Origin of the sequence: Pseudarthrobacter sp. NPDC080039 (genome assembly GCF_040702335.1) — a bacterium.
GTDB lineage: Bacteria > Actinomycetota > Actinomycetes > Actinomycetales > Micrococcaceae > Arthrobacter > Arthrobacter enclensis_A.
Map to the genome: position 1 here is coordinate 44947 of NZ_JBFBKY010000013.1, position 13972 is coordinate 58918.

At 66.2% G+C, this 13972-nt stretch carries 16 protein-coding genes; 12 read left to right on the forward strand and 4 right to left on the reverse strand.

The window, feature by feature from the left end:
- Positions 1–114: 114 nt before the first annotated feature.
- From AB0313_RS14435 to AB0313_RS14460, 6 genes are all read left to right on the forward strand, one after another.
- Complete coding sequence (locus AB0313_RS14435) at positions 115–939, forward strand: sugar phosphate isomerase/epimerase (RefSeq protein WP_366306280.1); 825 nt, start codon at positions 115–117, stop codon at positions 937–939.
- Positions 940–1039: 100 nt separating this feature from the next.
- Positions 1040–1813: an SDR family NAD(P)-dependent oxidoreductase gene (locus tag AB0313_RS14440; protein WP_366306282.1), complete on the forward strand. Its 774-nt coding sequence runs from the start codon at positions 1040–1042 to the stop codon at positions 1811–1813.
- Between the two features lie 53 nt (positions 1814–1866).
- On the forward strand, positions 1867–3612 hold the full coding sequence (locus AB0313_RS14445) for a dihydroxyacetone kinase family protein (protein WP_366306284.1): 1746 nt from the start codon (positions 1867–1869) through the stop codon (positions 3610–3612).
- Complete coding sequence (locus AB0313_RS14450) at positions 3612–4103, forward strand: RpiB/LacA/LacB family sugar-phosphate isomerase (protein WP_307309658.1); 492 nt, start codon at positions 3612–3614, stop codon at positions 4101–4103. The genes AB0313_RS14445 and AB0313_RS14450 overlap by 1 nt, the downstream gene beginning before the upstream one ends.
- Before the next feature lie 21 nt (positions 4104–4124).
- Positions 4125–4397 (forward strand): hypothetical protein, encoded by a 273-nt coding sequence (locus tag AB0313_RS14455; RefSeq protein ID WP_141944349.1) that lies wholly within the window; start codon positions 4125–4127, stop codon positions 4395–4397.
- A complete protein-coding gene (locus AB0313_RS14460) occupies positions 4394–4834 on the forward strand; it encodes an SRPBCC family protein (RefSeq protein WP_141944346.1) in 441 nt (146 codons plus the stop codon). Before AB0313_RS14455 ends, AB0313_RS14460 begins: the two co-directional genes overlap by 4 nt.
- Here AB0313_RS14460 and AB0313_RS14465 read toward each other — a convergent pair.
- On the reverse strand, positions 4812–6365 hold the full coding sequence (locus tag AB0313_RS14465; protein WP_366306287.1) for a carboxylesterase/lipase family protein: 1554 nt from the start codon (positions 6363–6365) through the stop codon (positions 4812–4814). The genes AB0313_RS14460 and AB0313_RS14465 overlap by 23 nt on opposite strands.
- Before the next feature lie 101 nt (positions 6366–6466).
- On the opposite strand from AB0313_RS14465, the gene AB0313_RS14470 reads away from it, so the two are divergent.
- Entirely contained in the window at positions 6467–7216 is a 750-nt protein-coding gene (locus tag AB0313_RS14470; protein WP_141944340.1) for a GAF and ANTAR domain-containing protein, read from the forward strand.
- Here AB0313_RS14470 and AB0313_RS14475 read toward each other — a convergent pair.
- Complete coding sequence (locus AB0313_RS14475) at positions 7201–7491, reverse strand: hypothetical protein (protein ID WP_307309669.1); 291 nt, start codon at positions 7489–7491, stop codon at positions 7201–7203. The genes AB0313_RS14470 and AB0313_RS14475 overlap by 16 nt on opposite strands.
- 544 nt (positions 7492–8035) lie before the next feature.
- Here AB0313_RS14475 and AB0313_RS14480 point away from each other — a divergent pair.
- Positions 8036–8473, forward strand: coding sequence for a universal stress protein (locus AB0313_RS14480; RefSeq protein ID WP_366306290.1), 438 nt, complete (start codon positions 8036–8038; stop codon positions 8471–8473).
- A gap of 57 nt (positions 8474–8530) precedes the next feature.
- The gene (locus tag AB0313_RS14485; protein ID WP_366306292.1) at positions 8531–8995 is read left to right on the forward strand and encodes a phage tail protein; all 465 of its coding nucleotides are present in this window, start codon (positions 8531–8533) and stop codon (positions 8993–8995) included.
- A 30-nt stretch (positions 8996–9025) separates the two neighbouring features.
- On the opposite strand, the gene AB0313_RS14490 is transcribed toward AB0313_RS14485, so the two are convergent.
- Positions 9026–9367: a hypothetical protein gene (locus AB0313_RS14490; RefSeq protein ID WP_366306366.1), complete on the reverse strand. Its 342-nt coding sequence runs from the start codon at positions 9365–9367 to the stop codon at positions 9026–9028.
- Positions 9368–9487: 120 nt separating this feature from the next.
- Here AB0313_RS14490 and AB0313_RS14495 point away from each other — a divergent pair, with 120 nt between their 5' ends.
- Both AB0313_RS14495 and AB0313_RS14500 read left to right on the forward strand, forming a co-directional pair.
- On the forward strand, positions 9488–10414 hold the full coding sequence (locus tag AB0313_RS14495) for a LysR family transcriptional regulator (RefSeq protein ID WP_366306294.1): 927 nt from the start codon (positions 9488–9490) through the stop codon (positions 10412–10414).
- Between the two features lie 97 nt (positions 10415–10511).
- Complete coding sequence (locus AB0313_RS14500; RefSeq protein WP_366306368.1) at positions 10512–11663, forward strand: cation:proton antiporter; 1152 nt, start codon at positions 10512–10514, stop codon at positions 11661–11663.
- A 14-nt stretch (positions 11664–11677) separates the two neighbouring features.
- On the opposite strand, the gene AB0313_RS14505 is transcribed toward AB0313_RS14500, so the two are convergent.
- Positions 11678–12448 (reverse strand): FCD domain-containing protein, encoded by a 771-nt coding sequence (locus tag AB0313_RS14505; protein ID WP_141944319.1) that lies wholly within the window; start codon positions 12446–12448, stop codon positions 11678–11680.
- A gap of 139 nt (positions 12449–12587) precedes the next feature.
- On the opposite strand from AB0313_RS14505, the gene AB0313_RS14510 reads away from it, so the two are divergent.
- Positions 12588–13886, forward strand: coding sequence for a sugar ABC transporter substrate-binding protein (locus AB0313_RS14510; protein ID WP_141944317.1), 1299 nt, complete (start codon positions 12588–12590; stop codon positions 13884–13886).
- Positions 13887–13972 lie beyond the last annotated feature (86 nt).

A 13972-nucleotide genomic window follows, 5' to 3' on the forward strand; every position in this document is an offset into this window, starting at 1 on the left:
GTGACCCACATCATCTCCACTGTCAACAGTCGACTCTAGGAGTTGACTGTTGACAGTTAACGAAGCTATTGTGGTCCCCATCACTAAAGCTCGGCACGAACCAGAGGATCAACGATGTTCCATTCCAGACTCGGGTGCTCATCCATCAGCTTCCGGCACCAGGACCTGGCCAGTGCGTTGCGCACCATGAAAGGCCTGGGCTTCGACGAAATCGACCTTGGCGCGCTTCCCGGCGTTTGCGACCACGTTCCCTATGAACTGGACGCCGCCGCCGTGGAAGCCGTATCCGCCGAGGTCAACGCCGCCGGCGTCCGGGTCCGTTCGGTCAACGGGGACATTGGGGACCTCAACAGGGTGCTCGACGTTGATGCCCGGGCAGCGCGGCACCGCCACCTTGACGCCCTGCTCACGCTCGCTGCCAACACCGGTGCGAAGGCACTGGTCCTTCCCTGCGGCGCCCTGGACCACACCCCGGTCCGCAGCGTCGAAGAGGACCTGGACCTCGTTGCCGCCCAGCTCGTTGCCGCCGGACGGCGCGCGGCCGGGTTCGGCGTCGAACTTTGGACTGAATCCCTGCACTTTCTGCGGTTCTGCTGGAACCTGGACCGCGCGGGGCGGCTCGCAGACCGGCTGGCCGGGTCCGGCGTGGGAATCGTCATGGACTTCAGCCACATCGTGGCGTCCGGCGAGGACATCCAGGCTTACCTGGACCGGCACCGGGGCCGCATCAGCCATGTCCACCTGCGCGACGCCGTGCCCGGGAACATCAACCTCAGCATCGGCAACGGCGACGCTGACTTCGCCGACGGCCTGAAGCGGCTCGCCGCGGACGGGTACACCGGCCACTTTTCGCTCGAACTGGAAACCCGGGACGTCACCAACGACGAACGCCCTGCAGCCGCCGCGAAGGCAGCCAGCTTCATCACCGACCTCATCTGACCTGAACCCTCATCGATTGCTCCGTAAACGTCGTTTTGACGCCTCATAACGACAAATACGGAGCAATCGATCCACAAATAACAATTCAAGGAGCACCACCATGGCCACCATCCAGCGCACCGCCGTCCTCACCGGAGCAACCTCGGACCGCGGCATCGGCATCACCACCGCCCGCCGCTACGCCCGTGACGGCTGGGGCATCGTCATCCTGGACCTCGACGGCGAGAAGTCCGCCAAGGTCGCAGCTGAAATCGGCAACGAATTCAACGTTCCCGCCTTCGGCCACGAGATCGATGTCGCCAACGAGGCCTCCGTCACCGCCGCCCAGGCCGCCGTCGCCGCCGAAGTGGCCGCTGGCAACCTCCCGCCCGTCGGCGCCCTGGCCAACATCGCCGGGATCACCTCGCCCATCCCGTTCCTGGAGACCACCCTCGAGCTGTGGCACAAGGTCATGGACGTCAACGCCACCGGCACTTACCTGGTGACCAAGGCATTCCTGCCGGACATGATCGCCAACGGCTGGGGCCGGATCGTCAACATGTCCTCCGTGTCCGCCCAGCGCGGCGGCGGCGTCTTCGGCAAGGTCCCGTACTCAGCCGCCAAGGCAGCCATCCTCGGCTTCACCAAGGCCCTGGCCCGTGAACTCGGCACCACCGGCGTCACCGTCAACGCCATTACTCCCGGCGCCGTGGACACCAACATCCGCGTCGGCAGCACCGAAGAGCAGGAAGCGGCCATCAACGCCGGGATCCCGCTTGGCCGCAACGCCACCACCGAGGAAGTGGCCTCCGTGATCGCCTTCCTGTCCTCCGAGGAGTCGGCCTACCTCACCGGCACCACCATCGACATCAACGGCGGCAGCCACATCCACTAGCAGCCACTGACAGCCCCAGCACTGACAGCACCCCGGACGGCGGAGAATCCACCATGACCAAAATCTTCAATGACCCCTCAGAGTTTGCCGAGGAGGCCCTGGCCGGCTTCTGCGACGTCCACTCGGACCTGGTCCGCCAGGTCCCCGGAGGTGCCGTCCGCCGCTACCGGCCAGCGCAGCCCAAGGTTGCCGTCCTGACCGGGGGTGGCTCCGGCCACTACCCCGCCTTCGCCGGCCTGATCGGCACCGGCTTCGCGGACGGCGCGGTGGTGGGCAACATCTTTACCTCACCTTCCGCCCATCAGGCTTACTCCGTGGCCAAAGCCGCCGAGTCGGGGGCCGGCGTCGTCTTCACCTACGGCAACTACGCCGGGGACGTGATGAACTTCGGCATGGCCAGCGAGCGGCTCACCGCCGAGGGCATCGCCGTGGAGAACGTCCTGGTGACGGACGACATCGCCAGCGCCGCGCCGTCGGAATCCGCCAAGCGCCGCGGCATCGCCGGTGACTTCACCGTCTTCAAGGTGATGGGCGCCGCCGCCGAAAACGGTGCTGACCTCGCCGAGGTGGTCCGCCTGGGCCGCAAGGCCAACGGCCTGACCCGCACCATTGGGAGTGCCTTCGCCGGCTGCACCTTCCCGGGCGCCGACGCCCCGCTGTTCACCCTGCCGGAAGGGCAAATGGGCCTGGGCCTTGGCATCCACGGCGAACCGGGCCTGCACGACACCGGCCTGCCCTCCGCCAAGGAACTGGGCCAGGAGCTGGTGGCCCGCGTGCTCTCCGAGACCCCGGCCAACGCGGGCCAGCGGATCGCGGTCATCCTGAACGGGCTTGGCTCCACCAAACATGAGGAGCTGTTCGTCCTCTGGGGGACCGTGGCGCCGCTGTTGCGCGCCGCCGGCTACACCCTGGTCATGCCGGAAGTGGGCGAACTGGTCACCAGCCTGGACATGGCCGGCGTCTCGCTGACCGTTACTTGGCTTGATGAGGAACTGGAGCCGCTGTGGGTTGCCCCCGCGGAGACCCCGGCGTACCGGCGGGGTGCCGTCCCGGCCCAGACGGGCACTTCCGCCGAAGAAGAAGCGGCCGACGGCGGCGCCTCCGCGGCCGCGTTCGTCGCCACGGACGCCTCCCGTGAGTACGCCGCCGCCTGCGTCGAGGCCATTGCTGCCGCCCGGGAGTCGCTGCACGGGGCCGAGGAACGGCTGGGCCGGATGGATGCGATTGCCGGCGACGGCGACCACGGCCGCGGCATGGTCCGGGGCGTAGACGCCGCAGCCGCGGCAGCATCGGATGCTGTCGGTCAAGGCGCCGGAGCGGGCGATGTCCTCGCCGCTGCAGGCGATGCCTGGGCGGACAAAGCCGGCGGAACCTCCGGGGTGCTGTGGGGTGCCGGGCTGCGCGCCTTCGGTGAGACCGTGGGGAATGCCTCCGCGCCCGAAGCTGCCGTCCTCGCGGCCGCAGTGACCGCGTTCGCGGACCGCATTGTCCAGCTGGGCAAGGCCGAAATCGGGGACAAGACCATGGTGGACGCACTGCTGCCCTTCGCGTCCACATTCGGCCATGCCGTGGCCGGCGGGGCGGACCCGGGCGAAGCCTGGCAGGACGCTGCACGCGAAGCTGCTTGCGCGGCAGAGGCAACAGCCGACCTGCTGCCCCTGAAGGGCCGCGCCCGCCCCCTGGCGGAGAAGAGCCTGGGCACGCCGGACCCCGGCGCCACCTCCCTGGCGATGGTGTTCGCCGTGATGGGCCCACACTTCACCGCAAGCACAACCGCTGCCCAGGCAGGAGCTAAGTAATGACGACGGAGGAAACCACCATGGGGCTGAGGCTCATTGTCGGCGCGGACGAAGCCGGCGTCGACTACAAGGACAAGGTCCTGGCGGATCTGCGCAACGATCCGCGCGTCTCTGAGGTCATCGACATCGGCGTCAACCGGACCGATGCACCCAACGACTTCACGAGGCCCTACCCCTATGTGGGCATTGCAGCCGGCGAGATGATCCGGGACGGCAAAGCGGACCGGGCCATCCTCTTCTGCGGGACGGGCATCGGCGTGGCCATCGCCGCGAACAAGGTGGAAGGCATCCGCGCTGCCGCCGCGCACGACTCTTTCTCCGTCGAACGGTCCATCCTGTCCAACGACTGCCAGGTCCTCACCATGGGCCAGCGCGTGGTGGGCGTCGAACTCGCCCGCCGGCTTGCCAAGGAATGGATTGGTTACACCTTCGACCCGTCGTCGGCCTCGGCGGGCAAGGTTAAGGTCCTCACTGACTTCGAGTCCTGCTAGCCGGAAGCATCAGGGAACGCCATGAAGCCCTACCCCTCCCACGATTGGGCCCGGTTGATCGGTGTTCCCGTGGAAATCCGGAAGGACTCAGAGGTGGTCCGGGCCGGCGTGGTGGATGATGCCATGCCGTTCCCGGCCGCCCTGTGGCTCGCCGCCGACGCGTCCGGTGGCCGGGCGTTGTTCACCGCCGCCGAAGGCTACGAGGCATGGATCAGGCCGCAGGCGCTTGGCGGCAGGCTCTGCTACAAAATGGCTGCCGCCCAGTTGCATCCTGCTCCTACACTGGGACGATGATCACAGTCACCGGAAGTGTGGAAACCAATCTGTCCGCGGAGAAGGCCTTTGCCTTCCTGAGTGAGTTTGAAAACACCAGCGAGTGGGACCCCAACACCCCTGTCATGGACAAGATCACCCCGGGGCCGGTGGCGGTGGGGCACAAGTATCACGCGGAGTCCGAGTTTCGGGGAAAGCGCCAGTCCCTGGAATACGAAGTCATCGAGCTGACCGCCAATCACATCAAGCTGCGCGGCGAAAACAAGACCGTTACCTCGTTCGATTCCATTGACGTCAGCCCCAATGGGACAGGTTCGGTAGTGAAGTACACGGCCGAGTTCAGCATCCACGGGCCGGCCAGGATCATCCAGCCGCTCCTGAAGCCTGCCTTCAATTCCCTGCGCGATCCCGCACTGAACGGGATCCGGGACAAGCTCAATTCGCTGGCAGCGGCCTGACCCACTCGAAGAACTCCCGGATCTCCCGGCGCGGATCATCCTCAAGCCGGGTGTCGGCGTCGAGCACCATGGTGGTGCGCTGCTCCCCGTACCCGGGCCACTCAAGCCCCGGGACGCCTGGCCTTCCCGTGCGCGCGAAGGCGGCCCAGGCACCGCTCATGGCGTCGCTCAGGGCGTGGGGTGCCTTGCCTCTGGTGAGGAAGGCGGCTTCGGGCGCATCCAGGTGCCGGAACACGAAGGGGATGTCCAGCGCGTGGCAGGCGCCGAGTTTTCCGCCCATGGCCGGGCTGCGCCACGTGAACAAGTAGGCGAAAGTGTGTCCGGCAGCGCTGTTTTCCACAGCCAGGTGGCGGGTGGCCAGGAGCCGGTTGCTGGGCTGGCGGTAGATGGAATCGGCAATGGCGGCCTCCAGGAGTTCCTTTCCTGATGGCTCGCGCTTCAGCACCTGTGCAAGAGCCGACGCGTAGCCGGGTGCTTCGGTGGCGGGGATCCCTGAGCCTGCGAGCACGGCTGCAGCACGCTCAGGGTAGGCCGGGTCACCGGCAGCCGGCCGCATCTCGACGGCGAAGGAGCCCTCATTGAGGTTGGTCCCGATCAGCAGGTCCACGCCGCCGTTGAGCCCGTTGCGGATGCTGTCCAGCGGCGGGGCCGGCAGCGATGGTGTGCCCACCGTTGGCTGGAACGGCAACGGAACCGCGAAGGATTCAGCTGCAATGCGCCGTTCCAGCTTTTGCTGGGCGCCCAGCAGTTGCTCCACGGGGAGGGCGGGCAGTTCCCTGGCGAAGGAGGCCCCAAGCCCGCACAGTTCCAGGAACAGGGAAGTGACCCGGGCGGAGTCCGCCGGCGGGCGGAACCGTTCCGCGGTGCCGCTTTGCATGATGGCGCGGCGGAACAGCCCTTCCGACGCCGGCATGCCCAGCAGGGTGCCGACCGCTGCGGCGCCGGCGGACTCGCCGAAAACGGTGACGTTGTCCGGGTCGCCGCCAAACGCGCCGATGTTCCGGCGCACCCAGCGGAGGGCCTCCAGCTGGTCCAGCAGGCCAAGGTTGGACGAGTCCTCATACGCGGCGCCCAGCAGGTCGGCCAGGTGCAGGAAACCCAGGGCGCCAAGGCGGTAGTTGACCGACACCAGCACCACGCCCGCCGAGGCGGCGAGCCGGGCGCCGTCGTACATTCCGTCAGCGTTGCCGCCCACAAGGAACGCGCCGCCATGGATCCACACCATCACCGGCCTGGCGGCAGCATCCGTCCCCGGCGTCCAGATGTTGAGGTTGAGGCAGCCTCCCTCGTTCCAGCGTCGGGGCTCGGTCCCGGGAGGCGCAGGGGACTCCGGGTTCTGGGGCGCAGCGGGGCCGGGTGCCAGGCAATCCAGGACTTCGGTCCAGGGGACGACCGGGACAGGAGGCCTGAAGCGGCTGGCTCCCGACGGCGGCCCGGCGTAGGGAATGCCAAGGAACCGGTGGATGGTGGTCCCGTCAGTTTCCAGATGGCTCCCGCGGACAGGCCCACTGGGCGTGGAGAGGCGCGTCATGGTTGACAGATTACGGCCTCACCAGGGGTAGGCTGTCATCACCGTTCGGCAGTGTGCGGCCACAGTGCTGTTGCTTTAACTACTGTCCGGGAGGTAAGACCGTGCCCAACGCCGGCGTCCCCGAACGCGGGGACTTCGCAGACGTTGCCCTGCATCTCCAGGAGTCGTTCCTGCAGAACCCTGAGGTTGAGGCATTCCTCCGGGACCTTGCCGCGTATGCCGCGTTCAGGCTGGCTCCGCCGGACCATGAATGCTTCTGCGAGATTACGGTGCTGCGGCCCAAGAAACCCGCAGCAACTGCCGGAAGCAACACCGGTGCAGCGCTGCTGAGCCCGCTGGAATCCGAACACGGTGACGGACCGGGCCTGCTGGCCATACGGACCGCCAGTACTGTCCTGGTGGCAGACCTGCGGCGGGAACAGCGTTGGCCGGAGTACGTCCGCGCGCTCCGGCGGCAGGGCATCCTTTCGGTGCTGAGCATTCCCGCGATGCTTGAGGGCGATGCCCGGGGCGTGCTGACGTTCTACTGCTCACAGCCTGTCGACATCAGGGACGAAATCCATGTTGCCGAGGCCTTTGTGCGGCAGGCGTCCAAGGGGCTCAAGCTGGCCCTGCGCATGCTGAAGCTTGAGGAGATCAAGGAAGGCATGAGCGCTGCAATGCAGACGCGTACCGTGATCGACCTTGCGACAGGGGCCATCATGGCGCAGAACCGCTGCAGCCAGGCCGCAGCATTCAAGCTGCTCCGGGACGCGTCCAACAGCAGGAACATGAAGCTCCGCGAGGTTGCCGCGGCGGTGGTCGCCTCTGTGGCCGGCGCCGCAGACACCTTCACCTACTTTGACGAGTAGGGGTCCTGCCGCTTCGGCTGGCAGAGGAACAGGGCGGAGCTGCTGAGGGGAGCCCGCAGCGGCAGCCCCTCCGCGGCGCAGTGTTCATTAACGGCCTGCGCCAGTGCGTCCCGCTCCTTCGTGGAGAGGCCGGCTTCACCCGCGCAATAATCCCGGAGAAGCTGTTCGGAGGCGTCCCCGCCCAGCCCAACAAATTCCAGCCACAGCTGCGCCAGATCCAGCCGGTGTTCCTTGATGACAGCACCGGTCAGGGCCTGCTGGTCCAAGGCATCCATTGTCCCGTCCTAGCTTGGTTGTACTCCGTCAATTGGGTTTCGAAGCCAGCCGCCCGCCGGATGGGCGGGATCCGAAAAATTTCTTCCGGTAAACCACCTTCTGGCATACCCGGCTGTCCTGCCCAGTGCGGATGCCGTGGGACCTTCGCCCCTAGGCAGGAAACCCGCCCGCGCAGTCAACTTGAGTGTCTGGAGCAGGCGAGTACAACAGGAGGCAGGGACCATGGGCGCATGTGATGTCTGCGGCAGCAGCGAGGGCCGCATGTTCACCGTCAGTATGGGGAACCAGACCGGCACGTTCGACAGCTTTGAGTGCGCCATTCATATGATGGCTCCCGCATGCGAGCACTGCGGCTGCCGCATCCTGGGGCACCCGGTCCAGAGCGAAGCCGGAGTCTATTGTTGCCTGCACTGCGCCAGGGAAGCAGGCAACCCCCACAAGGCAGCTGCGGCGGAACACTCGACAGTGGCCGTGCCGGCGCAAGGCCCATCAACGGGCCAGGGATAGCCCCGATCCCATCGGCGCAGGAGGAAAAGGAAGACTGTGGCTGGCAGCGGAAGTTTCAAAATCGTGGTGGGCGTGGACGGCTCCGCCCAGTCCAAGGCGGCCATGGATTGGGCGGTGGAGGAGTCCAGGTTGCGCAAGGGTGAGGTGCAGGCAATAACCGCCTGGAGCTTCCCCTATGTCAGCGACGCCATGGGCACAGCCTGGGACTACGAAATCTTCCAGAAGGATGCGCAGGCCATCCTCGAAGCGGAACTCGAACGCGTCAAAGACCGCGGCGTGCCCCTCACGGGCCGCATTGTGGAGGGCAATCCGGCCGCGGCGCTCATCGATGCCTCAAGGGACGCCGACCTTGTGGCAGTGGGATCACGCGGCCACGGCGGATTCACCGGGATGCTGCTCGGCTCCGTATCCCACCAGACAATCCACCACGCGCACTGCCCGGTGCTGGTGATCCGGGAGCCAGGCACGGACTAGCTGCGGCATGGGGCTGCGTCTGGAAGGATGGGCGAAAAACCATCCCCAGGAGGACCGATGCCGTACACCGTGGATTTCAAAAACGTGTCCACCGCCGGATTGGAATCATCGCCGGTGGCGGACGCGCTGGCCGGCCTGCGGGCCAACGAGGCGCGGTACTACAAGAACAAGTACGGCCACGATTTCACTGTAGTCCCGGCGGCCGAGGCTCCCGAGGTGTTGGACTACGTGAACACCATCCTGTCCACCGAGCGGAACCTGGTCATCGCATCAAAGCCGCTTGAGGTATCCGCCTTCGAAGTGGACGGGCTGCGGATGGCCTACGTGTTCTACGAATCCGGGCTGGCCATCAACGTCATGTACGCGATCGAGGAGGGCGGCAAGCGGGCCGTGGGTTTTAAGCTCTCCGATGGGATGGAAGTCCCGGAAGAGCTGGCCGCCAGCTTCAAGTTCGCCCGCCAGAAATCCAAGCTCGCCGGCACCATCCGCGGCTCCTACTTCGTGATCAAGGGCGAGTACTGAAACGTTCGGCTTCCCCGGTGCAGGCCGAACTTACAGGGGACAGGCCGCCCGCGGCGGTTCAATGACGGCAAGCTGGCCTGTTGTCTCGGGCACGCCCGGAAGCTGCACCGGCGCCGTCTCATCAACAGCAGATACCCGGGCAGCCCGCATGCGGAAAAGTGCCGTGGCGGAAATAAGGAACCAGGCGACATTGCTGACCACCGACGGCCACGCCTCGTGGAAGGCGCCGTTGACGATAAAGGCGCAGGACCCCAAAAGATTGGCGGTTTGGAAGCCCTTGCCGGCTTTGAGCCATCCCATCGAAACGGCCAGGTAGGCGCTGAGAATCGCAACCGCACCGGCCCAACCGGAAATTTCCCATACCAGTTCCATGCGTTGCCTCCCGACGCGAATTCTCCTTCGGCCTTCAGTCCGGTCCATGGCCATTATTGGCTCCGTAATTCATTTAGTTCAATTGCTTTCTTCTGAAGCTATGGTTTAGAACTACTTAACATGGACATCGATCCGCGCCGCGTGCGCGTCCTTCTCGCGGTTGCCCGGAACGGCGGCGTCCTGGCGGCCGCCGAGGAACTGAGAATCACCCCCTCGGCTGTGCCCCAGCAACTCAGCAAGCTGGAGGACGAAACCGGTCATGCCCTGGTGCTGCGCACGCCGAAGGGCTCAGTGCTGACGCCGGCGGGCGTGGCGATAGCAGAAGCAGGTGAAGAGATCGAACGCGCGCTCAGCGCTGCCCTGGCCCGGATGGAAGGAGGGGCCAAGGTGGCAGGGGTGGTGCGCGTGGGCGGATTTACCAGCTTCGTACGGACCGTCGTGATCCCGTGGCTGCCGGCATGGCGCACCCAGTACCCCCAGTTACAGATCCACATTGTGGAAGACGACTTTCCCGTCCTCATGCGGCTGCTGCGCCAGCGCGAGCTTGACGCCGTCGTGGTGGAGCTTGATTCGACGGCGGCCGGGCAGCGTGCGCTTGGGGCGGGACTGATTGAGGAGCCACTCCTGGATGAGCCGTGGAAACTGGTGGTGCCGTCCGGCTCCCTGCTCACCACCGAGAACATCGACCTCGGGCGCCTGCCGCTTCCATGGCTGGGAGTGGAACCTTCGGCAGCCAACGTTTCCGTGCTCAGCCGGCTGGGCCGCGCCGCGGGAACGCAGATGGAAACGGTCCACCAGTACCTGGACACCCTGACGGCGCTCGCTCTCGTCGCCGCGGGCGAAGGCGTCGCAATCGTCCCCACCCTTGCCCTGACCGGCGTGGTCCAGGACGGGGTGGAGGTCCTGGACGTTCCCGGGCTGGGTACGCGGCGCATCGTCCTGCGGCGGTTCGGCGGACGCCGCCGGCGCAGCAGCCTGCCCGTGGATACCGTGGCACGGCTGCTGCGCGAATCAGCGGCGGCGTTCGACACGCGGTCGGCATCCTGACCTGCCTGCAGGCCTGCCAGCCCCGTTGACCGAAGGCGGCGGCATGAGTACTGTGGCCGCACCAGCCGTCCGCCGGGCGCCGGCAAAAAGGAGGCAGGTGTCGTTCTTCCAGCTTTCCCTGATCGCCGCCGTCGCGCTCCTCGGACCTTTGCTGGCATTCCCCCGGACATGGCACCTTCCCATGGTGCTCGGGCAACTGCTGGCCGGCATCGCCATCGGACGGACCGGCCTGGGGCTGGTGGATTCCGCAGATCCGACGTTCACGTTCGTCGCCGACGTGGGATTCGCCCTCATCATGTTCGTCGCCGGAACGCATGTGCCGGTACGGGACCGTGCCATCCGACCAGCGCTGGGCGGCGGCGCTTTGCGTGCTGCCATCGCCGCGGCCCTTGCGGCCGCCGTAGGAACCATCATTGCGTTTGTCTTCAGCACCGGACATGCCCCGCTCTACGTCGTCCTGCTGGCATCCTCGTCAGCGGCACTGGTCCTGCCGATTGTCGACTCCCTGCGCTTGGAGGGACCGAAAGTCCTTACGACGACGGCACAGGTGGCGGTGGCGGACATCGCCTGCATTGTGGCCCTTCCGCTGGCCGTGGACCCGCCCAACGCTCCGAGGGCAGCAGCAGGGGCGGCCGCCGTCGCGGCATGTTCCGTGGTGTTGTTCTTCGGGCTCCGGTGGCTGGAGCGCAGCGGCACCCGCGGGCGGGTGCATGACGTGTCCGAGGAACGGAAGTTCGCCCTGGAACTGCGCATCCAGCTTGCCTTGCTCTTCGCGCTTTCCGGCATCGCCGTTGCAGGGCACGTGTCGGTCATGCTCGCCGGGTTCTCGTTTGGACTGGTGGTGGCGGCAGTGGGTGAGCCCCGGCGCCTGGCGCACCAGCTCTTCGCGGTCAGTGATGGTTTCCTCGGGCCTGTGTTCTTCGTCTGGCTCGGCGCATCGCTGGACCTCCGCGCGCTCGCCGGCACTCCAGGAATGGTGCTTCTCGGCATTTGCCTTGGAGCGGGGACCCTCCTGGTCCACGGAAGCCTGCGCCTGCTCGGCCAACCGCTCCCGCTCGCGGTGCTTTCGGCCTCCCAGCTGGGCGTGCCGGTTGCGGCGGCCGCCATCGGGTCCCAGACGGATCTGCTGAAGCCGGGTGAAGCCTCGGCCTTGATCCTGGGTGCCCTCATCACCATCGGGGCAAGCGCCGCGGCTGGCTCAGGTGCTGCCCGTTCATTCGCACGGAAGGCCCCGGCGCCGGCGGGGTAGCGGGTTCCTCCGCGCTATGTGCCTGCGGTGACGCCCTCCGACGGGCCGCCATCCGTATCCGACGCGTGGCTGCTTGACCAGATGTCGCCCATTTCCTCCGTGGACTGCTCCACGATCCGGCTCATGGCCGCGTGGGCGGCGCCGGCATCACGGTGTTGGATGGCGCTGGCCACGTCCACATGCATCTGCAGTGCCTCATGGTCCGGAAGATGGGGCATCAGGCCGTGCTGGGTGCGGCCCGCCAGCACTTCGGCCACGAGTTTATGGAGCTGCGAAAACATCAGATTGCCGGAGGCGTTGAGGACTGCGGCGTGGAACTCGATGTCCAGGCGCAGGAATTCATCCTGGTCCCCCCGTTGCCCGGCGGCCCACAGCCGCGCGGCCATGGACACGAGGTCGCTGGCCTGGTCCAGGGAGGCGCGTTCGGCTGCGAGGCGGGCAGCCTGTGGCTCGATGGCCCCGCGCAGTTCATTCAAGGCCCGCAGCTGCTCGAGCCGCTTGGCCGATGCCAGCCGCCACCGGATCACCTGGGGGTCGTAGAGGTTCCAGCTTGCCTCAGGCCGGACCACTGTTCCCAGGCGCCGGCGGGACTCAAGCATCCCCATGGAGGAGAGGACCCGGGTGGCTTCCCGGATTACGGAGCGGGACACCTTGTGCTGCGCCTCCAGCTCATCCAGCCGCAGGATGGAATTGGGTGCCAGCGTTCCCTCGGCAATGGCGAGCCCCAGGTTCTCGACCAGCGACGAGTGCAGGTCCGGGGCCAATGCCGCCTTTGGGATTGTCATGAATAAATCATATGGGGCTACCGCAAGCCCTTGTATATGTCTGCCTTATTTGTTTATGCTCGCAGAACACAGCAGACGTAAAGAGGCGTTTGCATCCGGCCCGCGAAGTTTGCGGGCCCTGAAGGCAAAGGGAGTCGTAATGAAGCGGCGTTCGATTGTGAAGTACGCGGCAGTGGCCGCGGCCATGTCGCTGGGGCTGACCGCCTGCGGTGGCGGCGGAGGTGGCAGCGACCAGGCGAAGCAGTCCGGGACTGTCCGCGTTACCCTGGCCAACCATGTCTGGACCGACGGCATCAAGGCCGCCATCCCGGAGTTCGAAAAGTCCACGGGCCTGAAGGTTGAGCTCACCCAGCTGGGCGAGGACCAGCTTTCGGACCAGTACAACGTCAAACTCAACGCAGGCAGCGATGAAATCGACGTGATGATGTACCGCCCGCTGCAGGAAGGCAAGGCCTTCGCCAAGAACGGCTACCTCGCCGACCTGACCAAGAATGTCTCCGCGGACCCCAACTGGGACTGGAAGGACTACCAGGAGGGCCCGGTCAAGGCCACCACCGCTGACGGCAAGGTGGTTGGCGTTCCGATCATCACCGAGCGCGAGGTCCTGTACTACCGCAAGGACCTGCTGCAGGCCGCAGGGCTCCAGGTCCCCAAGACCATGGATGAACTGGAAGCGGCGGCGAAGACCATCAAGGCATCGAACCCGGGCACCGCCGGCTTTGTGGCCCGCACCAACAAATCTGCCGCAGTTACCCAGTTTTCCAGCTTCCTGTACAGCTTCGGCGGTGACTTCGTCGACTCCAACGGCAAGGCTTCCGTCAACACCGATGCAGCCAAGAAGGCCTACTCCTTCTACGGCGGTTTGATCCGCAACTACGGCCCCGCCAACGTCAGCACCGACATGAGCTGGCCGGAGGCAATGGCCATCTTCACCCAGGGCGGCGCGGCCTTCTACACCGAGGCTGATTCGCTCTACAAGAACGCCACCGACCCCGCCAAGTCCAAGGTGGCTGACAAGGTGGGCTTCGCCCCGCTGCCCGCCGGCCCGGCCGGTTCCAAACCGTACAACATCCCTTCCTGGGCCCTCGGCGTGAACCAGAACTCCAGCAACCAGGAGAACGCCTGGAAGTTCATCCAGTGGGCAACCAGCAAGGAGCGCACGCTGGAAGCCCAGAAGGCAGGCGTCCCCGGCCCGCGCACATCCGTTTGGGCCAACCCCGACGCAACCTCCACCTACCCGAAGGACCTCGCGGACGCGATTTCCACCAGCGCCAAGAACGGCGTGGGCCATGACCGCCCTGAGGTTGTCACGGTAGGCAAGGCACGCGAAATCGTGGGAGCTCCGATCGTGTCCACCATCACCGGATCGGACCCTGCCGCCGCTGCCAACGACGCCCAGACCGCTTTCCAGAGCTTCCTGGACAGCGAAAAGAAGTAGGCGACAGGCGCCCCATGCGCCACATCCCGCGCCGGGACGGCTCCACGGCCGTCCCGGCGCGGCCCACTTCACCCCCAAACTCCTTA